This window comes from Candidatus Lokiarchaeota archaeon (assembly GCA_014730275.1).
Classification (GTDB): domain Archaea; phylum Asgardarchaeota; class Thorarchaeia; order Thorarchaeales; family Thorarchaeaceae; genus WJIL01.
The window spans coordinates 77,111-102,986 of the sequence record WJIL01000068.1 but is presented as its reverse complement, the minus strand read 5'-3'; the positions used below and the strand labels follow the sequence as shown (position 1 = coordinate 102,986).

The following is a 25,876-nucleotide window of genomic DNA, read 5'->3' as shown; positions in this document are numbered from 1 at the left end:
TCGGTCCGACATCAAAATGCTAATAGTCCGCATCACATAGAGATATTTGGCTACCAACTTGACCTTTAGGATATTAGAGGAAGGACAAGAGATTCTTGAATCCCCATTTGAATACACTATGCCACTTATGGAAGAAGCTTTTGAATCACGACTGAGTCGCTTTGGCAATGACCTTCTCTGCTATAGTCCTACTGCTTATCCTTACAAGATAGATAGTCACGAACAATCAAATCGGTTTAATTATCCCTCACTTAGTGTAACCGGCTTATCATGTTCACTAATGTGTGAACATTGTAAGGGTCGATTGCTCAACGGTATGAAACCTACTGTGACTCCTGAGGAACTGATGTCTGAATGCAAGAAGATTAGTGAACGGGGCGGCGAGGGAGCGCTGATTAGTGGGGGCTCAGATCCCTCTGGACATGTACCCATTAATCAATTCGGTGAGGCAATTGCCTATGCAAAGAAGGAATTAGGACTGAAAGTCGTGGTTCATACAGGTCTTGTGACCGAGGATACAGCTCTTATGCTGAAGAAAGCGGATGTTGATGCTGTTATGCTTGATATCATCGGATCCTCAGATGTAGCAGAGCAGGTCTATCACATTGATAATGCACCAGAGAAAATGATTGAATCATTGCGAATGTTAAACAACTTTAAGATTCCTACTGCTCCTCATATTCTGGTTGGTTTGAATTATGGCAAACTTGGGGGTGAACTTGAGGCGCTGGACATGATTGCAGGCTTCTCACCCGCAGCTCTTGTGATAATTGTCCTCAGCCCTGTCCGGAATACCCCCATGGAAGAGGTTACGCCCCCAGCTCCAGAAGTTGTCGGAAAAATACTCACTATCGCAAGACTTGGTTTAGAACAAATTCCCCTCTTGCTAGGTTGTGCGAGACCCCTTGGAGACCATAAGATACAAACTGATAAATTGGCAATTCAGGCGGGTGTTAATGGAATTGCTTTGCCAAGCCAAGAGGGCGTAGATTTTGCCAAGGAAAAAGGACTACATCCAGTCTTCTTAGATGTCTGTTGTACCCTCGCATATCAATGGTTGTCTTGAACGCGTTTTCTATCCACCATGCCGGCAATTTCGTATCCCATATCAAATAACCACAAACCCACCGCAGTTTTCCAGAATCCTGGCCAAAATACGCTTAGAAACAGAACTGAAATCTTCAAAGTGAATCGGTATTTGAAAAAATTGGATGCAAAAATGGTCTGTTGTCTGTCCGCCCAATCATTTCCTCGTTCGTCAACAACGGATGCTATCAAGAGGATTACAAGAACTAGCAACCACTCGGTTAGAGAAGTAATGATTGGAAAACCTCGTATTAACAACATGATTCCAATCATGATGAATCCAATACTAAATTGGGGTTTATTCACTTTCCCGGATACCAAAACCCCAATTACAATCGATGAAAACAACAGCAAGTCCCATTGGGATTCTGCCATCAGAAACCCGAACAATGCACCAGATACAGCAAATGGCAACCACGCGTAGCTTGGTTGTCCATAATCATCCAAAAAATCATCACCCATTTTCAGAGTGAAACCTGCCCCGAAATAAGCTAGTAAGAACAAAACCACTTCTATCACGTGAACTCACTCCATTTGTCATGCTGTCTAGCTATGGGCAAGAAGTAGTCGGTACACTTGGGACATTCAAACATGATAGTGACTCCTCGGCTTAACTATGAAACTTCATTGGGTTGAACACCCTCAGCTAGCCATTATCGTCATCGGAGCCAATACTCAGTAGTCATCCATCAATCAAAAACATACGGATATGACTATTTCAGTTGAACGCCAGTTCCTATTGCTTGCCCGGGGAGGTTCCTCCTGAAACTTGCGCGGACAACACCATTGTTTCCATGAACGCCCACGATTTTTCCTTGGATTTCCTTTCCCTTCGGGGACGTCCATTTTACTCCGCGGCCAATAAGAGCCGAAGCTGTAGATCTAGAATCTATTTCCTGAAACTTTAGAAGAACTTGGTTTGTATGCTGCTTATGTTTGCCTCTTCTGTAGCTAGTTACAACGCCTTTTCGACCCTTTAGCATTTCATTGTTGGACATTGTGTTTGTTTCTCCTTTTGGGGCGTTCTCGTTCACGCTCTATATATTTCATATAAGACTTGCTGAATAAGATTTTATTCAAATTCAATGGCTGGACCTTTATCCCCCTCAGATTCCTCTTTCAATGGCAAGTCAAGCTGTGCTTTTTTCGCTTTCTTGGACAGTTGTTTAGCTCTTTCCTGTAATACTTCTCTGATAGATACGCCTATTGGGGTCTGCTTGGTTGCAAGCTTAAATAGCACAAACCAAGTTTCGCCACTGCCTTCTTTGCCGGCCTGTGCCAAATTATCAACGATGTCTCGCACTTCCTCAACCTTGTATTCAGCCTTTTCCAACCTGCCAAGTACCTTCTGTTCTTCTTGAGTGAGTCTTCTTACTCGTCTGACTCCTTGAATGATGCTAATGAGAGACAATACTGTCACCATCAATACTATTGGCAATGTTTGAAGGAGGGCAGATATTGACGAAATCAAATAGGAAATCCCCAGTATCCCCGCTATGAGAATCAATTCGAATGCCACTCCTTCTCCCACCGCATTCCGTATCTTTGAGATACGCCAATGATAGTATTTTGATAGTGTTCCAGAAGGCTTTCTCAAATGGGCAATATCTCGAAGGTAGAAATCACGCCCTTTTCTGATTAGCCACATCCACATGAATTGGATGAGCAAGGCGGCTCCTATAATCAAATATGTGAGCAGCTCCGCGGGTATCGTTATTTGCATAATGAAAGGTGAGCTTCAACTACGCTTAAACTTGTTGAGTGGTGCACTCAATACTTTCAGTTATCCCTCTCCCCAACACAGGAGTTCGATTAAGAAGAAACATTCATGGCAAAAGACTGAATCCTGTATCTTTCATCACATCATATGCTTCGTGCAGATACGCGTGTCCAGATAAATGCCCTCCCGGAATGAATCTGGACTCGCGTTACTTTTTCTTCAATACCCTTATCACCCTGAAATATGCTGTTCCAATTGGTGAACCGAATGGATAAGGTGGAACACATCGATCCACGAAGCGAGTCTTCCGCAAAGGAAATCATCCACTCAATGCGAAAAATTGGTGTTCTTGGTGCTGGAAGGCTGGGACGTTCTATGGCAATCTTGGAGCGGATAGTTAATGAACCACAGTGTTTCACTTTCCTAGCGATGTCTGGCCCGATGGTTCCAGGCGGTCTTAGATTGGTGATAACACGCCTTGTTGAGAATGGCATGGTTGATGCTATAGTAACGAGTGGTGCCAACATTGTTCATGATTTGATTGAGGCATATGGTGGTTCACACTACAGAGTTCCAGGGGGGAAAACTGATGGCGAATTACGAAAAGGAGGATTGGGTCGCATTGCAGACATAACCGTTCGGGATGATGATTTCGAGCTTTTTGAAGGAAAAATCTATGATTTCCTTGACAGTCTTCCTCAGAAACAAAGAACGAATATATCACCAAGCGAGTTCCTTTACAAACTTGGGCTTTCTTTGAATGATGAAAACTCTATTACCTTTCAGGCTGCGAAAGCAGATGTTCCCATCTTTTCACCTGGTTTGATTGATTCCATGCTTGGCTTTCATTTGTACACATACAGTACTACAAAGATGTGCTCACTGGATTTTGTCAAAGATATGAGAATTTTGGGTAAAATGGTGCAGTCAGCTAACCGTACCGGTGCAGTGATTTTGGGCGGTGGACTTACGAAGCATTTCACAATGGGTAGCACCATCTTGAGAGGTGGGTTGGATCTTGCAATACAAATAACTCTAGATCGGCCGGAAGGGGGGAGTCTCGGTGGTGCACCACTTAAAGAAGGCGTATCATGGGAGAAAGTGCAGGAAACTGGTGCTTTTGAGACGGTGATTGGCGACGCAACAATCATTTTTCCGTTTATGATTGCCGCGCTGTTGAATTAGATTCTGTTTCCTGTTTTGCTAGTTATCCTCCATATATGGTTTGGAACACCTTTCGCCCTCCATGCCGCAATCCTTTTATTGATTTCACAAAGTGTGCGGCTATAAGTTGGCTGCATAAGGCCTCAGACCAAACAACTAGGTGAAGTAGAATGGGAAGACGACCCGGACATTGTTACAGACTTCAAGACCGTCCCCCCTTTGTACGCAAGAAGTACATACATCGACAACCACCCATGAGGATAACAAGCTTTGACATGGGAAACACAAAGGGAGACTTCGAAATCAAGATATCATTGGTGGCTCTTCAAACCTGCCAGATACGACATCATTCACTTGAAGCAGCTCGTGTCGCCGCTAATAGATGGCTACTTCGTAATGTAACTCGTCCAAAATACCATCTGCGGGTAAGAATCAAGCCTTTCCATTTCCTCAGGGAGAACAAAATGATTTCAGGAGCAGGTGCAGACCGTGTTCAAGATGGTATGCGGAAAGCATTTGGGAAGGTTATTGGAAGGGCCGCAAGAGTGGACAGGCATCAGGCGATTCTTACTGTGCGATGTAATCGGGAGAGCCTAAAAGATGCAAGGAAAGCCCTGAAGAAGGCCTCATACAAGCTTCCAACTTCATGTAGGATTGAATTTGATGAAATCGATCCTGAGCTCCGCCGAAAACTAGGATATGGTACATACTAATCCTCCGGCTCACTATCACAGGCCAATTCCTTGAATTTGCGGATTATTCCGGTTAATGTTGCTACTTCCCGGCCAGTCATATATGCACGACCTAGGAGATTGCGGAAGACTTGCTTTGCTATAGGCCGGCGGTAATCTTGGATATCTACACAATCGATTGCTTTTTCGAAAAACCTGTTGACGATTTCTCGTTGCTGTCTGGTTGCAGGTCTTGCATCACTGGGCTCAGGAGGCTCTTCTTCAGCATAGTTTTCGAAAAGGTGATACAGTGTCACTGCGACAGCATGACTTAGATTCAGACTATTGTATTCCTCTGAAGCTGGAATTGTGAATATCAAATCACAAAGAGAAACCTCATCATTTGTCAATCCGTTGCTTTCCCGTCCAAATACCAATGCAACATTTGCATCGAGAGTTTTCGGATTTGGTATATCGGGCAAGGGAACAGCAGCCCGCGTCACGTTGTGATTTTTTCCAATTCTAGCTGTTGCTGCCCACGCTTCATGGATGTCTTCAAGAGCAGCATCTAGCGTCTCGTATATTTGTGCTGATTCTAAGACATCTTTTGCGTTAACTGCGAATATCTGTGCTTCATCATCATATCGAGGATCCACACCTACTATCCTAAGCTTAGATACCCCAAAATTTGCAAGCACTCTAGAGGTGAACCCCACATTACCCGGTGTCTCCGGCTCAACAAGCACCACGATAATATTGGGGAATTCACTCACAATAACGGCACCACCTAATTATGAATGCATTAACTGTAGTATATCCCCATCGTTGAGGGGATACTTCAAGCCGACCTGTCGACGTTGAACTTTGGCATCGTTTCGAATAATAACTGCAGCACGAAATCTCTCTACGAAAAGCTCCTTGTGAACTTTCTCCGCTGCGTCCTCGACTATCGATCCCTTTGGAAGGACTATCGGTTTGTCTTCTCTGTCCTTTCCTGGAATCTTCGTGTAAACTCGTAGAATATCCAGATTATCATATAGCGCCCAATTCATCTTCTCTATATTCTTATCTTCAGCTATGGAAATTGGAACTATTTCAAATCTGTCAGAATAGTGTTCTTGAAGAGATTCATACTGCTCTTCGGAACCTGGGGCATCACCCTTGGTTGCTATTATAAGTGCTCGAACGTATGCAACACTCGCATCAAGGGCATCCTCCAAGTCTTGCAGTGTTGCTTCTTTCTGGAATCTAACTATCATATTACGTATTTTTCGTTTCTGGAGGAATTCATAGACTTCTTTCTTGGATCCGTGAAACTTATCGACTCCGTATACCTGCAGCCCTCCCATTCCTACCCGTTCAACTCTGACAGCACTAGGTTCTCTGTTGAGACGTATTCCCGCACGGTCTAGCTCACGTTTGATTGTTTCCATCTGGTCTAAAACGTTTCTGGATAAATCGATGATGAGTGCAATACAATCAGCATTTCTTGCCACAGATAATGACTTTCTACCCATGTCGGAATCATAACTGCCTTTAAATACGCCAGGCAATTCGACAAGCTGGATGTTGATATCTTCGAGTTTGAGCATCGCCGGTGTGGGTTTCGGGGTGGTATAGGGATAATCTGCAATGTCAAATTCAGCGTTTGTAACCGCGTTTATGATACTAGACTTCCCACTATTTGCCATCCCAAGAAGACATACTTGTCCTGCGCCCTCCTTTCGTACAGCTCCCTCTTCTGCCCTCCCGCTCCGTCTTAGTTTCTCTTGTTCTCTCTTTTTTTGTAGTTCTTCCTTTAGCTTGGCAAGTTTTCTGCGATAATGCCCTCGCATGTTTTCTGCGCCTTTGTGACGGGGTAATAGAGAAATTAGCTTCTCCAACTCCTTAATTTTCTGCTCTAAGTTGGTTTCCTCCTCGTAAACCTTCCTTTGAGCATCGAATTCAGGCGAGACATTTGTTGGCACTCAGTTCACACTCGCTTCTGGTCATCAAACAGAAACTCTCAGTTTAGCATTATGAAGATTTCTTAATGCTACTTCATCTGGTCGCAGTATACATTCACGTCTAGTATCATTCGTTCCGGATTTGGGGGTCTGAAGATGATCTGCGAAGAATGACTAAGTGATCCAAAATAACCCTCCTCACACTCGTAGATATAGTCTGCATACTGTTTGATGCCGCCTCCAATGAGATGACTTGCTTTCGTATCTCTGGAGAGATAGACTGCTTTTGAACTATTGAACTTGTATAGTTTATCCAATGATGTCCTACTTACAACTATGCCATTGTCCATTGTTTCAGAGGAATCTGGTTGAAGACCCTGTAAGATTCTATATGCTTTGAGTAAGAAGAATGATACAGACCTCTCATCGGGTGCAACTCTCTTCAGTGTTTTACCGGGAAATGCTATTGACCCCAAATTCTCTTTTGGTCCAATCAACAGAAGAACCTCAACATCTCTTCGCAGGTCATGAGAAAGGAACAAACCAACATTTACACACCGACAAGCCCTTGCCACCGCCGGTTTGTTCGCCCCCTTCTTAACATCTCCACGGTCTATGGGCAAGTTTGGGAATGAAACTAAGAATCGGCGCCTCATGTCATCACATCAAGTAACACAAAACAATGTTTTCGCTTAGAGCCCTGGAAGTCCTTCCATGCCCGGAATGCCGCCTCTTCTTCCGCGACGAGATTTGCTTAGTTTCTTCATCATTTTCTGCATTTGCGAATGTTGCTTTAGGAGTTCGCGAACATCTCTTTTGCTAGTACCTGATCCCTGGGCGATTCTTTCAATTCTGGATGATTTGATGATATCCGGTTCTTCTAGTTCGTCTTTGGTCATTGAGTTCATAATGACTTCGAAATTCTGGAGGTTCTCTTGCTGAATTTCAGCCACATTGTCTGGTAGCTTATATTTCAATCCCAACATCTCCATGACCTTCCCTATTGGTCCCATTTTCTTCAACTGTTTCAGTTGAGCCATCATGTCTTTCAGAGAGAATTGCCCCTTCATCATTCTCATAGCAGCGTCATCATCAACTTCGATTTGCGCCTCGCGCACTTTCTCAATGAGGCCCTTTATGTCTGACATTCCTAGAAGACGGCCGACGAATTTAGTAGGTTTGAAGGGCTCAAGTGCGTCCAAATCTTCACCGGTGCCAATAAACTTGATTGGAGCATCTGTCGCAGCTACTGCAGAAAGTGCACCACCTCCCTTTGCACTTCCATCCAATTTTGTAACGATAATTGAACCCACATCAGTTGCTTCATTGAATGCTGCAGCCTGGGAGCCTGCTTGCTGTCCAAGTGTTCCATCGATAACAAGTATGATTTCTTGGGGCTTAACTGCTTTTGAAATGTTCTGCATTTCTTTGATGAGGCCTGTTTCTTCCCTATGTCGTCCTGAGGTATCTAAGAGAATAAGTTCGACTCCAGCTTGCTTCATGGCTTTGTAGCCTCGTTTGGCAAGCTTGACGGCGCTGTCTTCGTCTTCGTCCCCATAGAATGGGACATTTGATTGCTCAGCTAATTGCTTGAGTTGATTATATGCGCCAGGTCGGAAATTATCTGCACAAATGACCCCTGATTTGATACCCCTTTTCTGGAAGTATCTGGCTAGTTTTGCAGTTGTTGTCGTCTTCCCTGAACCCTGTATTCCAACAAGCATAACGAGATTGGGCTTCCCGGGTTCGATTCTGAGAGGAACCCGCTTTTCGCCGAGGAAATGAGCGAGTGTATCCCAGACCACACGTACTATATGCTCGCGCCTGGAGATACCACGTGGAAGATCTTCATCTAGTGCCTGTTCCTCAACTCGTTTGGTGATTGCCATCACGAGGTTAACATCTACGTCAGCTTGGAGCAAGGCCCGCTGAATATCCTTGACGAGCTCTTTCACTAGCTCTTCATCTACGACTCCGGCACCAAAGAGTTTCTTCAATGCAGAGTTGAGTGATTTTCCAAGACCTTCTAGTACCAAATAGGGCACCTCACGTTGAGGTCTTGAAAATACAAATATCAAGCTTCGCCTATATGGCGATATTATTTTTCATTCATTGTCGATAGAACAAATATGGGAAGGTCTAAAAGATAGGACAGGGGGAAGAGACCAAAAAGAGGAACTCTCAGTGCCTAAAGAAGGAAGCCAGAAAATTCGGATTGTGAAAATTGCTGCTGGCACTGTCATAGATCACATTGCGGCAGGACACGCACTTGATGTACTCAATATCCTTGGCATTACCGGTGAAGAAGATAACATTATGACACTTGCCATGAATATCACCAGCTCACGCATCGGAAGAAAGGATATAGTGAAACTCGAAGACCGTATATTGGAAGATGAAGAGGTTGCGAAGATTGCACTTGTAGCACCAGACGCAACCATTAACGTAATTGAGAATGAAGAAGTTGTGAAAAAAACACGTGTTCAACTTCCTGACAGAATTACCAATGTTGTAGAGTGTCCAAACGCTCGTTGCATTACCAACAAAGAACGAGAACCCATTGAACCCAAGTATCAGGTTCTTTCGCGGTGTCCAACTCAGTTGAAATGCCTATATTGCTGGACTCTTATCGAAGAAAGCGACATCATTTCGCAATTTACGGAGCGGCGATGAGCAAGAATTCTAATGATTCCTCACCCCCATCGACTCTTTCCAAACCCTTTTTAGGATTTCACTTCAGCACAGCCTGAAGTCCGATTGTGGCGTGGAGTTCTATATGTCAAGTGATGAGATATCGGCTATTGGTGACCGGGATACAATTACTGGCCTGAAGATGGCCGGAGTCCAACGTTGCACCATCCCCAATTCACCGCAAGATACACGGGAAGCTCTTCGAGAGTATTTTCGCAATCCCAGTATGGGTCTTATTCTGATAACGGAGCCACTTGCCTCGGAAGTTGAAGATACGATAATGGAGCTATCAGAAGCCCCCGTACCAGTTATCCTGCTTATTCCAGATCGCAGTGGAGCTACGGGAGCCTATGAAGCCATGCTCAATGAGCTCGTTCGCAAAGCAGTCGGCATTGAAGTCAAACTCTAATTTGGAGGTAGTTGATACTGACAAGAAGCACTGGACAAATCGAATCAATTTCCGGACCTGTTGTCACATGCAGTGGCATTCCCTCTGTCCGTATGTATGAAGTTGTACGTGTGGGAGAGGAAGAGCTGGTTGGAGAAGTAATAGAGGTTGGCGAAAAGGACTTCACTGTACAGGTTTACGAGGAGACAAGCGGAGTATCACCTGGCGAACCGGTTGCACCCACTGGTGACACACTCTCAGTTGAGCTTGGTCCTGGACTTCTCGGCTCCATTTATGACGGTATTCAAAGACCTCTTCCGGAGCTACGAAAAGCCTCAGGAGACTTCATATCCCGAGGGTTAACGGTACCAAGTCTGGACAGAGAGAAGGAATGGGACTTCAAACCCGCTGTCGAGGTGGGTGATGCTGTTGTGGAAGGTGATGTTCTTGGTGAAGTACCAGAGAATGAAATTATCACTTCCAAGATTTTGGTTCCTGCAGGAAAAGGCGGAACGGTGACGAAAATTGTACCTGAAGGAAAATACACAGTTGTAGATTCTATTTGTGAGATAGAGGATAAAAAAGGCGAAATACATGAGATTATCATGATGCAACGTGCCCCAGTTAGACGAAGGCGCCCCTTTAAAGAACGCGTCGAACTCGATACCCCTCTTGTAACGGGACAGAGAGTAATTGACACATTTATGCCTCAAGCGAAAGGGGGGACGGGGGCCATTCCTGGTGGTTTTGGCACCGGAAAAACAGTGACTCTACATCAGTTTGCAAAATGGGCAGATGCTCAGGTGGTTGTCTATGTTGGTTGTGGTGAACGTGGAAATGAAATGACTGAAGCGTTGGAGGATTGGCCTGAACTTGAAGATCCACAAACCGGTCGGCCTTTGATGGAACGTACGGTACTCATAGCTAATACATCAAATATGCCCGTTGCCGCACGTGAAGCATCTATCTACGTGGGTGTTACAATAGCGGAGTATTTCCGGGACCAAGGGTACGATGTTGCCCTCATGGCTGACTCTACTTCCCGATGGGCCGAAGCTCTTCGTGAGATTTCCGGACGATTGGGACAACTGCCTTCTGAAGAAGGTTATCCGGCTTATCTGGGTTCTCGATTGGCCCAATTCTATGAGCGAGGAGGAAAAGTCGAAGTTCTAGGTTCTGAGGAACGAGTAGGTTCCGTTACTATATGTGGGGCTGTATCCCCACCTGGTGGCGATTTCTCCGAGCCCGTAACACAGGCCACACTGAGAATCGTTAAAGTATTCTGGGCACTTGATAAGGATCTTGCCGCACGACGATTCTTCCCCGCTATCAACACATTGCAAAGTTATTCCCTTTACAAGGGAAATCTCAAAGACTGGTACAAGAACAATCTTGGAGAGGATTGGCCAAAGCTGGAAAAGGAAGCGATGGCGATTCTTCAGAAAGACCAAGAGCTTCGTGAAATTGTACAGCTGGTCGGCCCTGATGCTTTACCCGAGTCCGAACGAGCCGTACTTGAATCAGCTACAATCCTTAAAGAGGACTTCCTAACGCAAAGTGCCCTTCATGAAATAGACACATATTGTCCCCTTGAGAAAACATACAGAATGCTCAGGATTATTATTGAATTCTCCAAGAATATGTCAAAAGCAGTCAAGCTTGGAGTAAGCGTACGGAGAGTATTGGAGTTCAGCGTGCTTGACAATATTGCACGAATGAAACTGGCTCCCTGGGATAGCTATAATGACGTTATGGATTCCATTGAAGAGAAGATGGAACAAGAATTCAAGACCCTGTTTAGAGAATTCTCTGAATCGGCTACTGTTATGTCTGACTTTGCCTGATTATCCACTAAGAACATACGTGGTGTGTTTATCTACCCTTGCCTGATACAATGACATGATGTCTGTTAAGAAAAAAATAGCAAAACTACATGAAACCATACGGTCATGTACAAAGTGCCCTCTTCACAAGGGCCGCAAGAATGCAGTCCCGGGAGAGGGAAGCATAGATACGAGGCTCGCTTTCATAGGTGAAGCACCAGGAAAACGAGAAGATGAAACGGGAAGACCCTTTGTCGGGCGGTCCGGGAAGCTTCTAACAGACCTTATAGAAAATCGACTCCCCTGTAGCCGAAAAGATGTTTTCATAACCTCTGTGATAAAATGTCGCCCTCCTAATAATCGCACACCAAAGAACGAAGAAATTGAGACCTGTGTTCCATATCTTGAAGAACAGTTGAATCTGATTAAGCCCGATATTGTTGTCTTACTTGGGGGCGTTGCAATTTCCACTTTGCTTGGTTACACAACAGTATCCAGTGTTCATGGTACGTTCTGCGATGATACGAACCATCGGTATTTCATGACTTATCATCCTGCTGCAGCTTTGCGTTTCTCCAAATATAAAAGGCTAATAGAAGAGGATTTTGACCAGCTGGCAACTGAACTGATGTAGGGGCCGTTATATTCCTCTCTATAGATAGCTTCCCGTGAGATGTATGTTCCCTCTTCCTTTACTCCAATTCCCATTTGATTTTGAGCCTCCAACCCAGTGGTTCAACATCATGAATTGGCTTCTGAATTTCTTTTTGGCATTATCGACTAGAGGGTATCTCTTACTTATTCTCGTAGGACTGATGGTTTTTGCAACTGGACTGAGCGATGGCCTATCAAAGCATTTGATTGCTTTCGGTATAGGTTTCTATTTCGTTGGCCCCTATGTGGTGCATGCAGTCGCTGATTTTTGCAATGTTACCCCCGCAACACCTGAGAATGCTAGCTCAGTATGGTATAATGTGCTGGGACTGAGTTATCTGGAAGTAATATCGGTTCTTGTACTATTTGCAGAGATAATCGTTGCAATTGCTATACTCGTTGGAGCAATTCTGTACTTCACTCCAAGTTCAATCGATCTCAAATCGAAGGGGCACTCGCTTATCATACGAGGGCTCGTATTGGCGTCTATCCTTGCTTTTCTTCATGTCGTCCCTTGGGTTTGATTTCAACTGGGTAGTTCGCAACTCTTAAAACTATACCTCAACTAGGACCGCAAAGGGTCAGTATCCCTAGTTGAGGCGGCTTCTGATATGACTAAGAAGACATCAATCGTATATCGGACTGTTGTAGACATAAGCGGCCCACTGCTAGTTGTAGAGAACACTCACAATGTTGCCTATAATGAAGTAGTGAAAATACGCTCGCCCGATGGAGAGATTCTGACTGGAACAGTATTGGAGACTGGAAGAGGTAAGGCTGTAGTACAGGTCTTTGAAGGCACAACTGGACTTGATACGGATAGAACCTCGGTACGTTTCATTGGTGAAACACTCAAGATTCCTGTATCAACTGACATCCTCGGTCGTGTTTTGGATGGCTCTGGAGATACTCTGGATGACGGCCCACCGTTAACCGCGGAAGAAGAACGGGACATCTATAGTTCTGCAATCAATCCATACGCCCGACAGTACCCTCGGCAACCAATCCAGACTGGTCTTTCTGTGATTGATGGTCTAAATACATTGATACGTGGCCAGAAACTCCCTATTTTCTCGGGTTCAGGCCTTCCACATAATCGAATCGCTGCACAGATTGTTAGACAAGCAAAGATTACTGAAGAAGAAGGGAATTTCGCTATAGTATTCGCTGCGATGGGGATTACTGCTACAGAGGCACAATATTTCATTAATACATTTGAAGAAACCGGGGCGCTAGAGCATACAGCTCTGTTCTTGAACCTGGCAAATGATCCAGCAATTGAACGGATGATTACTCCTCGGACTGCGCTTACTGCGGCTGAGTATCTTGCTTATGAGGCTGATATGCATGTTCTTGTGATACTTACTGATATGACAAACTACGCAGAAGCCCTACGAGAGATAAGTGCCGCAAGAAATGAAGTCCCTGGAAGACGGGGCTATCCTGGTTACCTTTACACAGACTTGAGCCTGATCTATGAGCGCGCAGGGAGAATCAAAGGTCGAAAAGGAACAATAACTCAAATGCCTATACTATCAATGCCTCAAGACGACATGACACATCCTATCCCTGACTTGACCGGGTACATAACTGAGGGACAGATGATTGTGGGAAGACCACTCCATCGTAGGGGTATCTACCCTCCCATTGATCCGGGTCCTTCATTGAGTAGGCTAATGAAAGAAGGAATTGGTGAGGGTATGACACGTTTCGACCACAAGGAGGTACAGGCTCAGCTGTACTATGCATACTCAGAGGGTACAGATTTACGTGATCTTGTTGCGGTTGTAGGTGAAGAAGCACTTACGGAACGTGATCAGAAATACCTGAATTTTGCGGATGACTTTGAAGAGAATTTCATCAACCAGGGAGAAACCGAAGATAGAACATTTGAAGAGACCTTGGACCTTGGATGGAATCTACTCAGTGCATTTCCTGAACGAGAATTGAAACGATGTGATCCTGATACCATTGAGTGGGCCAAGGAGCGCGGCGTGTACGAACCAATTTAGTCACACAGTTCTTGCATGAGTTTTTTTGCAAAGAACCAGCGTGTTGCATAGGTATAGCCATACCCATCTAGATTCTTCACATTCCCAAAGGCTCTTTCCCAAGCGGCCCAGAGAATAAGTAGGTGATGTTGAGGTAACAGAAAACGACAACACCTTTCGTTCAACCGTTTTCTTTGTAAGAATCGGGCAAGTCTGCGTTTGAATTTCTCAGCTTCTCCTTCAATTCGCCAAAGGGCAGAGGGGGGATATTCATACGCTGGATAATCAAAGAAGCTATAGGGAATTACTGTCATCGGTTCAGATATGATGAGCATCTCGCAACAGTCTTGGAATCTATGAAAGAGCTGTTTGTGACTCCTGGAGTTTTGTATGGGCTTCGATTTAGCACAGGGCACGAAAAGAATTGGTTGTTCATTTGGATACCATGATTCGATTACTGATTCTGTGAACTTGAGTACTACAGGACTATCAAATCGATGTGTTACATGAGGTGACTTCAAAGGGGCCATCCACCAGAGTAGACCATACCTCCTCTCCTTCAAATATGTATCAGTTGTTTTGTTAGAACCCCGATTAATACTCGTCGAGGAAAGTCTGCCCGCTCTTCTTTTTCTCCTGCGAAAGAATTCGTTGGAGCTCGTTATAGAAAACCCTCGTATTGTGGAATCCCCTTCGCCTGTTTCTATTATTGCCACGAAAGATGATAACCTCCACACCGATATTCTGGCATATTGCGCATTGACATTCTTTCCACGGCTTATCCTTCAGTGTTTTCAGGTAGTGTTCTTCGTGGTCTCTATCATCTCCAAGCATAGAATCATACCAAAGAATAGCGTCCATTACTTCATCGATATCAGCTTCTCCCCGATCGTATTTTCTCATCAGGTTCATACACCCTCTGTCAATTTCTCTAAGTGTGTCAATATCGACTTGGCCGGTTTCCAAAATTTTCCGTGCTGAAGGACTACGATCGGATTGGGGTATGCGAATAGCAGCATAACCTCTGTCTCCGGGCATCATGTAATTGCTTCCTGCTCCTAACCAGGCACGACGCAGATATGATGCAGAATCAAAGGAAGTCACTCCTAATCGTATTAGTTTTTGTATGGCTTTGAGACGTGCTACACCAAAAAGATGGACGGAGATATCTTGATCATACCTCTCAAGGACGCCGTGAACCGAATTCAACATATCAAGAACTGTTGTGGTGGGCGACCGTGTTAGCCCTCCTATTGCGATGTGATCGTATCCCATGTCAATGAGTTCTTCAGCTGCTTCTCGATATGAAACGGTATCCCACCCCTGAGCGGCACCAACAGGGACATATTCATATCCCTTTTCTTGGTGTCTCTGAAGGAATTTTTCGGCGTTCTCGAGCGTAATCTCGAATCGTTTTTCCTTTTCGCTTTCTACGCTCTTTACAATCAGGTGGTCTACACTGACACCGTAATCGAACCCGATGTCGTGATAGTAATCAGCTATCTTTGTAGGTGAATATGGCGGTTCTGCCTCGTCGATGTATCCATATGCACCACAGTCCCCAAAAACAGGACCGCTGAAATTCAAGTAATCGTGTATGCCCTGTTTCATTATTCTGCGCATGTTCTTCTTGTTGCTCTCAATTTTTGTCTTTGATGCTAAGATTCCGTCATAGGGTGGTTTATCATAGATTTCATGGGCCGTCACTTTTCGCCCGTCTGTTGGTTCGTCTGTTCTGAAGTTATAGTTAGAGTCAACATAATCGCTCCACCAAGGAATGAGGTAGCTTAGCTTATCCGGATTCATGCGCTTAATCGATGTCATTTTTTCACCAGCTAGGATGTTAACGCGCATGTCTTTTCGACAGCAAGTCTCTTATGACGCTTATCATTCTCCAAGGAAGAAGGCCGTTCAGTCAGATGCTTTCTGAGGTGAAGGGTATGAGAATATGTGTAATTGGAAGTTGCGGCAAGAGAAAGAGGACATCATCCCCTAACGAACCAACCTGTGAAGAGTTGCAGAATCAAAACGCATTACCAATTTGGAGAAAGAAACTGCAGGATCTCACCGTTGAAGCTAGGAATATGTACACAGGAAACCAGAATCGCGAACTCTGCAAGGGAGTGGATATGTTACGAGAGATTAACGGTGTTACAGTTGATTTTTTCATAATCTCTGCAGGATTTGGCTTTTTGAACGAGAATGAGATTATCCCTCCCTATGAATGTAGCTTCAGCACCATGACTAAGTCAGAAATCCAACGTCGATCACGAAAACTGGGGATACTACATGATTTCAGGGAGATATCTTCATCAGATTACGACTTGTTCTATATGGCTTTGGGCCGTAAGTACATCACAGCACTTGGAGACGACTGGTTCCATCAGACCTCCGGTGTAGTCTTGGCGTTCGACAAGACTCGACATTCTGATCGAATGGTCTATCTTCCAGCTGGGAATCAAATTGTCAAGAGACTCTCAAATCGGGGATATACAATTCATGGGGCTGCTGGTTTCAAGGGTGACTTGCTCAGGATTCTAGCTCTCTATGCCTTGGAACAGAAACAGAAGTATGCAGAAATCATGAACTGGAAGAACCCCAGCTATCTTCAAAACCTACTGCATACTCTCAGTGGGCTCTGAACCCCATCATGAGCATAGGAGTAGATATTTTGAGACTTTATTCTATATTGTAAGGGTTTTCTTGGAAAGTTTCTTCTCTGTTTCATAGCCCTTGTCCGTATCATCGTAGAAGAGATTTCCACTAATTGAGTACTTCTTCTTCTTTTTGTCAAGTGAAAGGTTCACTTTGATATCTCGTGTAAGCGGGTCAACACTCAATTCTGCCGGAAGAAAGCCTATGACCAACCTGTTCTCATCAGGCGACCAATTACATCCTTCGACACTCTTTACAGAGATGTTTGGATCCAGTTCAAGCTCGATTTCTACATTCTGGTACGGATGAAGAAAATCGTTTTTTAACTGGATAGTGAGCTGTAGATTGTCTTTTCCTTCGAGCTCATACTCGTGAATCAGGTCCACTTGCGGCGGTTCAAAGTCGCCTTTTTCTTTCTTCCTTCCTCTTCTGGACCGCTTCACTTTCTTCTTGAACTTGTCCGGCTTTTTCTTACCTTCATATGGCCCTTCTTCCAACCGGCCAGGCTGTTCTGCAAACTTCACCAAGGTCTTGAAAGCTGCGGATTTAACAACATTCAGTCTGTTTTTGCTAATCCCCATCTTCTCTTGAGCATCACGAACAACATCAACTACGCTCTCTCTAATAGCGCCTTTCCTGAGCTGTTCAAGAGTCTCATCTGCTCTGAGTTTGTCGGTCCAACCCTCGACAAAATCCACTATCTCTCGTGCTGCTTCAAGCTTATCCTCGTTCTTTTCATACCACATCTTACGGGTGCTTCTATTGTAGTTCAACGGCCCAAAGGATTGGCAGGCATCCTGCCATTTTTCGAGATCAAAATCATCAAGGTCTGTTTCGATTTTCTCTCGAATGTATTTATATTCCGAATCTTTGACTTCTTCTCGCTTGGTCATAATCGAGCCCTCTATTTTGATTTCTATATAGAAATCTCTAGAATACAGTATAAACTCCCCATATAACTGTTTCCCGCAGCTTCATCTGGAGGTGTATATTCTACCGCGGAAGACCATAAACACTTCTCATAATCGCAAATTCTTAGCTGTCAATGCCATGATGGAGATAATGGCCTTCTTCTTTCTTCTCACCAAAAACACGGAGACCTTTTTGTTTGATGGCGTTCTTGATTTCTTTTGCTTCTGTTTGATTAATTTTGCCGCGCTTGAGCATGTAATCCACAATCTCAAAAGCCTCTTCAGTTGTATCGCATCTTCGTATGTAGTCTGCTATATCTGGAAGAAATGTTTGTTCCCGCTTTCTCTCTTCTTGGTTCGGTTTTCCACTAACACCATCGATTTTCATTTTCTTCATATTACCATCTTTCATCTCTCTGTCAAGCGCAGGATAGTTCTTGGCGAAATCATCTTTGTCAGACATAATCTCTCACCGACTTCTTTTCACGATGGCATTACTTGTGTTATTCTTCATTAGTAGACTTATAATCCATATGCTGACACAGTTCATTTAGGGTCATGATTTGATGAATGACCAAGGCAAGTCTCCCTTGAGCCGTTCTGCGTCATTCGCCACAGAGAAGAATTCAATCCCGCTTTCTGCCTCGGCTCGTCTCCACCCTCCGTACCCCCCATATTTTGTGGCAAGTCGAATAACTTCTGAAAGATTTTGATCGCCTAACGAGAGTGCTGCTTGTATGCGTGCAGCTCTCACATCGAGTGTCGTACATACTACATTAGGAATTCGATTGAGGCCGTTGGTTACGGCTCCGGTCTTCTTTCGAAGTATGTCCAGCGTAGGTTGTGGATCTCGCTGATATCTTGTTCCAGCTTTCGGCACAAATGGGTTCACATTTACCTTGATTTCAATTCGTGAATCGTCTGCTATGTTCTTGACTAGCCGAACAATTGCTTCAACATCCTGTTCTGTTTCATGTGGTAATCCTACAATGAAATAGAGTTTGACCGAAGTGAAGCCTGCCTCTTCAGCCAATGATATCGCCCTGAATATCTCATTATCAGTAAGTCCTTTCCCAATCTGTTGCCTGAGTTCTTCGGATCCCGTTTCAGGGGCAATGGTAAGGGTCCGTTGCCCACCAGCTACAACTGCAGAAAGCAGATTCGGGTTCACAGCATCGGCGCGAAGGGATGGAACAGAGAGATTCAGTCCTTGTGAGACAATCCACGATGTGAGCTCCTCCACATTATCCCGCTCCCCGAGTGAGGATGCTATCAGTGCAATTTTTCTCACTGGCGTTTTTTCTAATCCCCTTTCCACTAACCTCTGGAGTACATTAAGTGAGCGGATACGTCTGGGACGACATAGATGACCAATCAGGCAAAACCCACAAGCATGGCCACACCCTCTTGAAGTTTCCAAAAGGAATGCTTTTCCGAATATTGGCTCATACTTAGAACCATCTGCGACATTCGGTATAATCTGTGCTTCGGGATATGGCGAACTATCAAGATCTTCGATTTGTATGCGCCTGACTACTGCCGGTGCGGTGCTGGGCACATATAGTCCTTCTATATCTGCAAGGTTATCGATAGCTTCGTTTCGTGAATTGGCATTTCTTACGGCTTCGATAATATCATGTATTACTTCATCCCCTTCACCAATAACAAAAGCATCCACAAAATCGCGATATGGTTCAGGATTTGACGTTACGACCGCCCCGCCCACTAGCACAATTGGATCCTCTCCCCGCCGATTCTTGGCAAGCAATGGAATCTGTCCACGTGCCAACATCTCAAGAATCTCAGTGATGTTTTCTTCATATGTTAGGGAGAAACCTACTACATGGTTTTCCTTAAGTGGTCGACCGCTTTCCAGCGAAAAAGAGGCAGATGGCACATCATAACGGAAATATCTCTCGCAAGATGTATCTTCCCGACCATTGAGTAATGTATAGAACAAGTGGGTCGATAGACTAGTCATACCTGTTCTGTAGGTGGAAGGATAGCAATACCCGAACAGGACATCTACTTTTTGGGCATTCTTCCTGACTATGTTCCGTTCTCTGAATGCCATTTGCGTCATTCGTTGCCACTCATCTTTCTTTGCTCTACTTGCTGTTGAGCCATAACTAATGTATCCTCTTCTATGTCTTTATCAACAATTACTCCCATTCCAGTTCTCCCTCCCGGTCCAACAACTACCCCTGGGCCAAGACAAGTCCCAATTCCTGTTTTCACATTGTCTGCGAGGATTGCACCAAGTTTTCTCCTTCCAGAGCTTCTTCTTTCTCCCTTCACTGTGACCTTTATGTCTGCATCATCATGCCTGAGGTTCGCAGTTATGGTTCCAGCACCTAGATTCGTGTTGTGTCCAATTACTGAATCGCCAACATATGAAAGATGACCGACATTCGTATGGTCCATAATCACACTGTTTTTGATTTCTACTGCATTCCCAATTCTGACGTCTTGACCAAGTGAGCTGTGCGGTCGTATGTAACAATTTGGCCCTATCTTGGATTCTGCTCCTACATACACTGGTCCTATGATGTATGCGCCGCTCAGGATTTTCGCATTCTCTTCCACAACTACTTCTCCTTCAATATGCGCCCCTTCCTCAATTGAACCATCTAGTCTCCGTTTTTGAGATTGCAAGACTAGTTTGTTTGCCTCTAGAATATCCCACGGCTTTCCGATATCTATCCACCATGACGGAAGTCTGAATCCACCAACCCTCCCCTCTTTTGCAATGCTTTCGATTGAATCTGTTATCTCATATTCTCCTCTTTCAGATTCTTTTGTCTTACTGATTGCGTCCCATACACTATCTCCAACAACATAGATACCTGCATTAGCGAGGTTTCCCTGGGCGTCAGAATCTGGTTTCTCTATAATACGATTTACCAACCCATCTTGTATTTGGACGACACCATACGCAGATGGATCCTCCACCTCATACAAGGACATCGTCGCCTCGTAGCCGCCGTTTTCGTGAAATTTGATGAGATTGCTAAAGGTGTTTGGGGCAACCATGACATCACCATACATCAGTAGAATCTCATCTTTTCCGCCGAAGTCACTGGCATATGATGCAGCATGAGCGGTTCCTTTGCGCTCTTTTTGGAATGTGTACTGAATATTCATTTTGCCCCAGTCTCTGGATTCCACAGCGCGCTTCAGCTCTTCACCGTTGTATCCGTATACAATCAACGATTCTTCAATACCAGCAGCTTCAAGCTGCTCCAATGTATGAAACAACAACGGCTTCCCAGCTATGGGAAGAAGATGTTTTGGGACGTTTGCTGAAAGAGGCATCATTCGGGTCGAATCGCCAGCAGCGAGTATTGCAGCTTTCTTCATTGCCATCCTTGCATTCGATGTTTCACTATACTATATATTTTGGTGAAGTGTGAATTCATTCGAGCCAGCTAGTTTGATTGATTCCCAAGAGATATTTTATACCGCGGTGTGGGACTGCGATACCACGAACCAAACTGCGATACATTAATAAGGGTGATTGTAACCATAATATCATGTGATGTACCGCTGGGAACTATACTTCCTCTAGGTACGTTGAGATAATGAAAGTAGGTGAATAATAAATGATGAGCGATGAAGAACTGCAGGAAGAATTGAAGGATCTCAAGCTGACTAAGAGTCAGAAGATCGTTCTTGATATACTTCGCAGCAGTGGTAAAGATGGTGTAACACCAAAGCAACTGCTGGATAAAGTATCCTTTGCTCCGCGGACCGTAAGGTACGCTCTCAGAAAACTACTCAAGAAAGACTTGATCAAGAGAGTGCCCTGCCTACAAGATATGCGGCAATGGATATACGTGCCTGCGTAAGGCACGAACATGATTCCACCCTTGACTTTGTCTGGGGTGTTGATTACAATGAGAGCGGTAAATGGCAGGCGGGGCAACCCCCCTCTCATAACGACGATGAACATTTCTGAAACCTTTAATTTGCATAAGGAAGAATGAAGATTGAATCCGGGGGCGCGGTTTGGATTGGAAGCTTTGAAAATCTTAACCAGTGATGAAGCAATTTCAGCCGTACACGCATTGAACGATGATACTCGACGGCGGATACTGAATGCTCTGAAAGCCAAAAAGATGAGCACAACAGAGCTGGTTGAATTCCTATCTAAGGACGATCCAGAGAACTCTATTAAACCTCAAACCGTTAGATACCATTTGAAGAAACTGCAAGAAAGCAACCTGGTTGAACTCGACGGTTATGCCCATGCAGGCAATGGGAACAGCCATATTCTGAAGAAGGTTTGGCGTGCTGTAGCTGAACACATATTCATTGCAGCTACTACCATCGAGGACTTTCCTGAACGAGAAGCTTATGAAGTTGCCAAAGCGCGAAATATAATTCGCCCCCTTGAGGAGATTGGGTTCAAGATACCCGAAAACGAAGACGCGGTAGCAGAAATTGCCGAGCTCTTTGTTGAATGGGATACGCTCTGGCGAAAGTGTCGTGATGAAGCGGCAAAGGATTTGAAGAATATTGGTACACTTGATCCTAATGTCTACGTATCGCTACGAAGAATCCTCAGCATCTTGCATCTAACCGATTCAGAATATGAGCGCTACTGGGAAGTAAGCCGTCACGTAACTGACAGGCTTCGGAAGGCGTACCGAAACGGCAAGGGTAAGAATCCCGAGGTTTACTGACGTTCATTCAGCATCATCCTCTTTTTCTTCCCCTTCATAGAACGGATGGATTGTACGCAGCAATCTTCGGATTCTACCGGCTTTTTTCGGGCCAACACCATTTACGCTTTGCAACTCTTTTTTGTCAGCGCTGAAGACTTTATCGAGCGTACCAAATTTAGTGAGAATCGCCCGAGAAATCACTGTATCGATGCCTGGGAAACCTGAGAGGATATACTCCAGCATATCAGCATCACGGCTTTTTGATTCACTTGGCCTCGTTCGTATTGGCTTCTTCTCCTTCTCCTGTTCTAGATATGCAATACGATAGAGTACGTTTGCAGTCTCCTCTTCGTTCCGTGTCCAGATGATAGGAACCCCAATTCGAATTGCAATTGAAGCAAGAGCGCCATAGATAGATGCTGGGTTGACCGCTCTTAAACCAATAATTTGTTCGCCTTCGATGACAAGTACCGGTCTTCGATAGGTGGATTTCAGGTCAATAAGTTGTGAAAACAATCTTCCGTCGATCATAGACTCTATGAAGTCATTTGCTTCTTTCCTTTCAACAGCTACATCCTCTGAAGCGATATAGTCACCGATTTCAAGGCTTTCTCCTGATATGACTACATCAAGTCTAGCTAGTTCTCTGGCGACAGCTGTTGGCAGCTCGCGGGAGTCCACTATCATCTTGATTTTCCCATCCTTAGTTCTAGTTGGTGGACTACTCGGTTTCTCTTTTGGTGTCGGGTCCCCCTCGTTGGCGAAGTCTTCCAAACTTGTCTGACTGTCATCTTCTGCCTCTTCCAATGCTGATGGCATTTTCTTGAGTTTCTTTTTCACGCTCCAGTGGTAAAATTCGTCATGTGTGCCTTTTGCAACAAATATGATAACTTGACCTGGATACTTCCTTCCTGTTCGTCCTTTTCTCTGAATATACGGCACTATTGATGGTACGCAATCGTAGAAGATGACGAGATTACACTCAGGTATATCCAGTCCTTCCTCCCCAACTTGCGTTGCAACAAGGACATTGAACTCATTGCTTCTGAAGCCTTCGAGTACTTCTAACTGCTTTTTCTGAGTGAATCCCTTATCAGAGCCTCGTGAGCTCTGACCGACAAACTTGCTAGCCCGTACTTCGTCCAGCTGTTGAATTGTATCAACGACTTCTGCTGCGGTGTCACGATATCGGGTAAAAACCAGAATTCGCGAATCCTCATCGACTGATAATTGTTCACTGATAATTTCAAGGAGTGCATCTGCCTTGGGATGACGATAGCCTTTGGCAATGAGTGCCTCGAGCAGATTTCTAAATTGATCGAATTCCGGGCGGGATATTAAGTCCTGAAGACCCTTTGAGCTCTTCTTATTGCGTACCTCCTCGTACATATTCTGTACATAGCGAAATGTGGGTGTGAGACCTTGGGTACCCACAAATTCTAGCAGCTGAACAATACGGATTGCAGATGTTAGATTCTTCATTATCAGGAAGAGATGTCGTGGGGGATCGGTATACGATCCTATCTCCCTTCGCACTTCCCTCTGCACTTCAAGAATTTCACTCCTACTCATTCGTCTGCTATCTGAAAGCGAATAGCCATACTTCTTGATGGGTCGTGCATAGTCATCTAGCAAGTCATAGAGTATGTCCCTGAGAACCTCTATTTCAGCTGGCAAACGAACATACCGAATATCTGTATCTACCGATACAACATAGTCCTTCACATCGGGACTACCCTCATTTCGCACTTCGATTTGTGTGAGATTAAGATTCTCGCAGACTTGGCGTATATGTTCAGGTTTGTGACCGGGTGAGGCAGTGAGGCCCAAGCTGAGTGGATGCTCTGCTTGTTTTTCGTATAGTTCTGCAACGAAGGTATATGCGTAGTTTCCTACTCCCCTATGCGCCTCGTCATATACAATCAGAGATACGTTGCTAAGGTCATAGCTATTTTGAACTAAATCATTCTGCAATGCTTGAGGGGTCATTACTATGATTTTCGATTTCTTCCAAATGGAAGGCCTCTCGCTGGGTGCATCGTCACCAGTCATACACACAATGGAATCGCTACCAATAGTAAGCACCTGTTTCATGAATCTGGCATGCTGATTGGCCAAGGGTCGCGATGGCGCTAGAAAAAGCACCTTAGAGTTCGAATACCTGGTCAACCTCTTTGCAGCCAATAGGGCAGCGATGATTGTTTTTCCTAGCCCGGTACTCAAAACTACCATCGTACTCTCTTTTGCTGCTGCTTCTGCTAGGTTCACCTGATAGTCTCGATGTTCTATTGTTCTTGGTTTGATCAGGTTCATCTTGACAAAGGACTCGGTGCCTGCCACGGTTCTTGCCACACTATTCACCAGTAATACATACTGTAAAAAGCCTATTACTTCATTTCCTTCTTGCATCCTATGGAGCTGGGATAATATGACCGAATCTGAAACAAAACCGAGTATTGAGGCAGAGCTCTATGAGCTCAGCATGCCGGGACGTCTACTAGGAAAAGAAGTGCTTGATAGCAGGGCTAGGCGAATTGGCATTGTACGAAGTATACGTATCTCGCTCCATCCCACTCGTTCAGAGCTTATTGTGAAAGGCGCTGAAGTTGAGTTTCCAGTTGATTTTGAGAAAATCACCGAGGTGGGTACGGTTGTTCAGCTGAATAGTGTTGTGGATAGTGCCGAAGAGCTTGAAGTTCATGACATTATTCGATTGCAGAAAGAGGTCCTTGATGACATCAAGGCTTATCTTGGCGGCAGCTAAATAGTCCTTTTCGAAGATATTAATAGCATTAAACAGTCAACTCTTCGACCGGAGTTGTACCTATGGAGCTCACATCCAGCAAACTTGCTCAGATGATAGATCATACAGAACTGAAACCTGATGCCACCCCCAATCGAATAAGGGAGCTATGCCAAGAAGCTATAGATCATGGATTTGGGGCTGTATGTGTAAATAGCTGTAATGTAATGCTTGCTTCGGATGAGCTTGCCGAGACAAATGTGAATGTTTGTAGTGTAGTCGGTTTTCCCTTGGGAGCTATGATGACTGAGGCAAAGGCCTTTGAAGCAGAGTGTGCGGTAAGCAATGGCGCACATGAGATTGATATGGTCATGAATATTGGTGCGATGAAGGCTGGAGATGAGGAGCTGGTGGAAGAGGATATTGCCGCCGTTGTTGAAGCTTCAAATGGTAAACCAGTGAAAGTGATTTTGGAGACTGGTTTTTTTACTGAAGGCGAAATTACAGCAGCGTGTCAACTAGCAGAGGGCGCTGGAGCTGCCTTTGTCAAAACCTCTACCGGTTTTGGTCCCCGGGGAGCATCCATTGAGGATGTTGAAATTATGAATGATGCGATTGGTGGTAGACTGGGCATCAAAGCTGCTGGAGGAATCCACACCTACGATGAAGCAAAGGCTATGGTTGATGCCGGTGCAACAAGAATTGGTGCCAGCAGAGGCATTCAAATCATCGGTGGTGCAGAGGACTAATTCTATTTTATTCGAGG

At 44.7% G+C, this 25,876-nt stretch carries 28 protein-coding genes; 14 read left to right on the top strand and 14 right to left on the bottom strand.

Features of this window, described 5'->3' with window-relative positions:
- Nucleotides 1–58 precede the first annotated feature (58 nt).
- Nucleotides 59–1,066, top strand: coding sequence for a radical SAM protein (locus GF309_07610; protein MBD3158639.1), 1,008 nt, complete (start codon nucleotides 59–61; stop codon nucleotides 1,064–1,066).
- Here the strand turns inward: GF309_07610 and GF309_07605 are convergent.
- The 3 genes from GF309_07605 to GF309_07595 form a co-directional block, all read right to left on the bottom strand.
- Nucleotides 1,051–1,605, bottom strand: a complete 555-nt coding sequence (locus GF309_07605; GenBank protein ID MBD3158638.1) for a hypothetical protein — start codon at nucleotides 1,603–1,605, stop codon at nucleotides 1,051–1,053. The genes GF309_07610 and GF309_07605 overlap by 16 nt on opposite strands.
- 194 nt (nucleotides 1,606–1,799) lie before the next feature.
- On the bottom strand, nucleotides 1,800–2,069 hold the full coding sequence (locus GF309_07600; protein ID MBD3158637.1) for a 50S ribosomal protein L35ae: 270 nt from the start codon (nucleotides 2,067–2,069) through the stop codon (nucleotides 1,800–1,802).
- Between the two features lie 89 nt (nucleotides 2,070–2,158).
- Complete coding sequence (locus tag GF309_07595; protein MBD3158636.1) at nucleotides 2,159–2,809, bottom strand: hypothetical protein; 651 nt, start codon at nucleotides 2,807–2,809, stop codon at nucleotides 2,159–2,161.
- A 240-nt stretch (nucleotides 2,810–3,049) separates the two neighbouring features.
- Between GF309_07595 and GF309_07590 the strand changes: the two genes are divergently transcribed.
- Together GF309_07590 and GF309_07585 are read left to right on the top strand one after the other, a co-directional pair.
- The gene (locus tag GF309_07590; GenBank protein MBD3158635.1) at nucleotides 3,050–3,991 is read left to right on the top strand and encodes a deoxyhypusine synthase; all 942 of its coding nucleotides are present in this window, start codon (nucleotides 3,050–3,052) and stop codon (nucleotides 3,989–3,991) included.
- A 149-nt stretch (nucleotides 3,992–4,140) separates the two neighbouring features.
- Nucleotides 4,141–4,683, top strand: a complete 543-nt coding sequence (locus GF309_07585; GenBank protein MBD3158634.1) for a 50S ribosomal protein L16 — start codon at nucleotides 4,141–4,143, stop codon at nucleotides 4,681–4,683.
- Here the strand turns inward: GF309_07585 and GF309_07580 are convergent.
- The 4 genes from GF309_07580 to GF309_07565 all read right to left on the bottom strand — a co-directional run bounded on the left by GF309_07580 (nucleotide 4,680) and on the right by GF309_07565 (nucleotide 8,623).
- Nucleotides 4,680–5,417: a TrmJ/YjtD family RNA methyltransferase gene (locus GF309_07580; GenBank protein MBD3158633.1), complete on the bottom strand. Its 738-nt coding sequence runs from the start codon at nucleotides 5,415–5,417 to the stop codon at nucleotides 4,680–4,682. The two genes, GF309_07585 and GF309_07580, sit on opposite strands and share 4 nt — an antisense overlap.
- A 15-nt stretch (nucleotides 5,418–5,432) precedes the next feature.
- The gene (locus GF309_07575; protein MBD3158632.1) at nucleotides 5,433–6,608 is read right to left on the bottom strand and encodes a TGS domain-containing protein; all 1,176 of its coding nucleotides are present in this window, start codon (nucleotides 6,606–6,608) and stop codon (nucleotides 5,433–5,435) included.
- Nucleotides 6,609–6,676: 68 nt separating this feature from the next.
- On the bottom strand, nucleotides 6,677–7,243 hold the full coding sequence (locus GF309_07570) for a hypothetical protein (protein MBD3158631.1): 567 nt from the start codon (nucleotides 7,241–7,243) through the stop codon (nucleotides 6,677–6,679).
- Between the two features lie 36 nt (nucleotides 7,244–7,279).
- Complete coding sequence (locus GF309_07565; protein ID MBD3158630.1) at nucleotides 7,280–8,623, bottom strand: signal recognition particle protein; 1,344 nt, start codon at nucleotides 8,621–8,623, stop codon at nucleotides 7,280–7,282.
- A gap of 148 nt (nucleotides 8,624–8,771) precedes the next feature.
- Here GF309_07565 and GF309_07560 point away from each other — a divergent pair, with 148 nt between their 5' ends.
- From GF309_07560 to GF309_07535, 6 genes are all read left to right on the top strand, one after another.
- Nucleotides 8,772–9,260, top strand: a complete 489-nt coding sequence (locus GF309_07560; GenBank protein MBD3158629.1) for an aspartate carbamoyltransferase regulatory subunit — start codon at nucleotides 8,772–8,774, stop codon at nucleotides 9,258–9,260.
- A gap of 103 nt (nucleotides 9,261–9,363) precedes the next feature.
- On the top strand, nucleotides 9,364–9,687 hold the full coding sequence (locus GF309_07555) for a V-type ATP synthase subunit F (GenBank protein MBD3158628.1): 324 nt from the start codon (nucleotides 9,364–9,366) through the stop codon (nucleotides 9,685–9,687).
- A gap of 17 nt (nucleotides 9,688–9,704) precedes the next feature.
- Complete coding sequence (locus GF309_07550) at nucleotides 9,705–11,510, top strand: V-type ATP synthase subunit A (GenBank protein MBD3158627.1); 1,806 nt, start codon at nucleotides 9,705–9,707, stop codon at nucleotides 11,508–11,510.
- A 55-nt stretch (nucleotides 11,511–11,565) separates the two neighbouring features.
- Nucleotides 11,566–12,123: a uracil-DNA glycosylase gene (locus tag GF309_07545; GenBank protein MBD3158626.1), complete on the top strand. Its 558-nt coding sequence runs from the start codon at nucleotides 11,566–11,568 to the stop codon at nucleotides 12,121–12,123.
- 109 nt (nucleotides 12,124–12,232) lie between these two features.
- Nucleotides 12,233–12,667, top strand: a complete 435-nt coding sequence (locus GF309_07540) for a hypothetical protein (GenBank protein ID MBD3158625.1) — start codon at nucleotides 12,233–12,235, stop codon at nucleotides 12,665–12,667.
- Nucleotides 12,668–12,754: 87 nt separating this feature from the next.
- Complete coding sequence (locus GF309_07535) at nucleotides 12,755–14,155, top strand: V-type ATP synthase subunit B (protein ID MBD3158624.1); 1,401 nt, start codon at nucleotides 12,755–12,757, stop codon at nucleotides 14,153–14,155.
- On the opposite strand, the gene GF309_07530 is transcribed toward GF309_07535, so the two are convergent.
- Nucleotides 14,152–14,655, bottom strand: a complete 504-nt coding sequence (locus GF309_07530; GenBank protein MBD3158623.1) for a hypothetical protein — start codon at nucleotides 14,653–14,655, stop codon at nucleotides 14,152–14,154. The two genes, GF309_07535 and GF309_07530, sit on opposite strands and share 4 nt — an antisense overlap.
- A 73-nt stretch (nucleotides 14,656–14,728) precedes the next feature.
- On the bottom strand, nucleotides 14,729–15,988 hold the full coding sequence (locus tag GF309_07525; protein ID MBD3158622.1) for a queuine/other tRNA-ribosyltransferase: 1,260 nt from the start codon (nucleotides 15,986–15,988) through the stop codon (nucleotides 14,729–14,731).
- A gap of 86 nt (nucleotides 15,989–16,074) precedes the next feature.
- Here GF309_07525 and GF309_07520 point away from each other — a divergent pair, with 86 nt between their 5' ends.
- A complete protein-coding gene (locus GF309_07520; protein MBD3158621.1) occupies nucleotides 16,075–16,776 on the top strand; it encodes a hypothetical protein in 702 nt (233 codons plus the stop codon).
- A gap of 42 nt (nucleotides 16,777–16,818) precedes the next feature.
- Here GF309_07520 and GF309_07515 read toward each other — a convergent pair whose 3' ends face one another.
- The 4 genes from GF309_07515 to GF309_07500 all read right to left on the bottom strand — a co-directional run bounded on the left by GF309_07515 (nucleotide 16,819) and on the right by GF309_07500 (nucleotide 21,066).
- Nucleotides 16,819–17,682: a hypothetical protein gene (locus tag GF309_07515; GenBank protein ID MBD3158620.1), complete on the bottom strand. Its 864-nt coding sequence runs from the start codon at nucleotides 17,680–17,682 to the stop codon at nucleotides 16,819–16,821.
- Between the two features lie 142 nt (nucleotides 17,683–17,824).
- Nucleotides 17,825–18,163 (bottom strand): DUF2095 domain-containing protein, encoded by a 339-nt coding sequence (locus GF309_07510; GenBank protein MBD3158619.1) that lies wholly within the window; start codon nucleotides 18,161–18,163, stop codon nucleotides 17,825–17,827.
- A 93-nt stretch (nucleotides 18,164–18,256) separates the two neighbouring features.
- Nucleotides 18,257–19,783: a radical SAM protein gene (locus tag GF309_07505; protein MBD3158618.1), complete on the bottom strand. Its 1,527-nt coding sequence runs from the start codon at nucleotides 19,781–19,783 to the stop codon at nucleotides 18,257–18,259.
- Complete coding sequence (locus GF309_07500; protein MBD3158617.1) at nucleotides 19,780–21,066, bottom strand: NTP transferase domain-containing protein; 1,287 nt, start codon at nucleotides 21,064–21,066, stop codon at nucleotides 19,780–19,782. Before GF309_07500 ends, GF309_07505 begins: the two co-directional genes overlap by 4 nt.
- A gap of 239 nt (nucleotides 21,067–21,305) precedes the next feature.
- Between GF309_07500 and GF309_07495 the strand changes: the two genes are divergently transcribed.
- Nucleotides 21,306–21,548 carry a MarR family transcriptional regulator gene (locus tag GF309_07495; GenBank protein MBD3158616.1) on the top strand — a complete coding sequence of 81 codons (243 nt, stop codon included), beginning with the start codon at nucleotides 21,306–21,308 and terminating at the stop codon, nucleotides 21,546–21,548.
- Nucleotides 21,549–21,689: 141 nt separating this feature from the next.
- Nucleotides 21,690–22,385, top strand: a complete 696-nt coding sequence (locus GF309_07490) for a helix-turn-helix domain-containing protein (protein ID MBD3158615.1) — start codon at nucleotides 21,690–21,692, stop codon at nucleotides 22,383–22,385.
- 3 nt (nucleotides 22,386–22,388) lie between these two features.
- Here GF309_07490 and GF309_07485 read toward each other — a convergent pair whose 3' ends face one another.
- Nucleotides 22,389–24,776, bottom strand: coding sequence for a DEAD/DEAH box helicase (locus GF309_07485; protein ID MBD3158614.1), 2,388 nt, complete (start codon nucleotides 24,774–24,776; stop codon nucleotides 22,389–22,391).
- Between the two features lie 19 nt (nucleotides 24,777–24,795).
- Here GF309_07485 and GF309_07480 point away from each other — a divergent pair, with 19 nt between their 5' ends.
- Together GF309_07480 and deoC are read left to right on the top strand one after the other, a co-directional pair.
- On the top strand, nucleotides 24,796–25,131 hold the full coding sequence (locus tag GF309_07480) for a hypothetical protein (GenBank protein MBD3158613.1): 336 nt from the start codon (nucleotides 24,796–24,798) through the stop codon (nucleotides 25,129–25,131).
- Nucleotides 25,132–25,193: 62 nt separating this feature from the next.
- Entirely contained in the window at nucleotides 25,194–25,859 is a 666-nt protein-coding gene (gene deoC, locus GF309_07475; protein ID MBD3158612.1) for a deoxyribose-phosphate aldolase, read from the top strand.
- Nucleotides 25,860–25,876 lie beyond the last annotated feature (17 nt).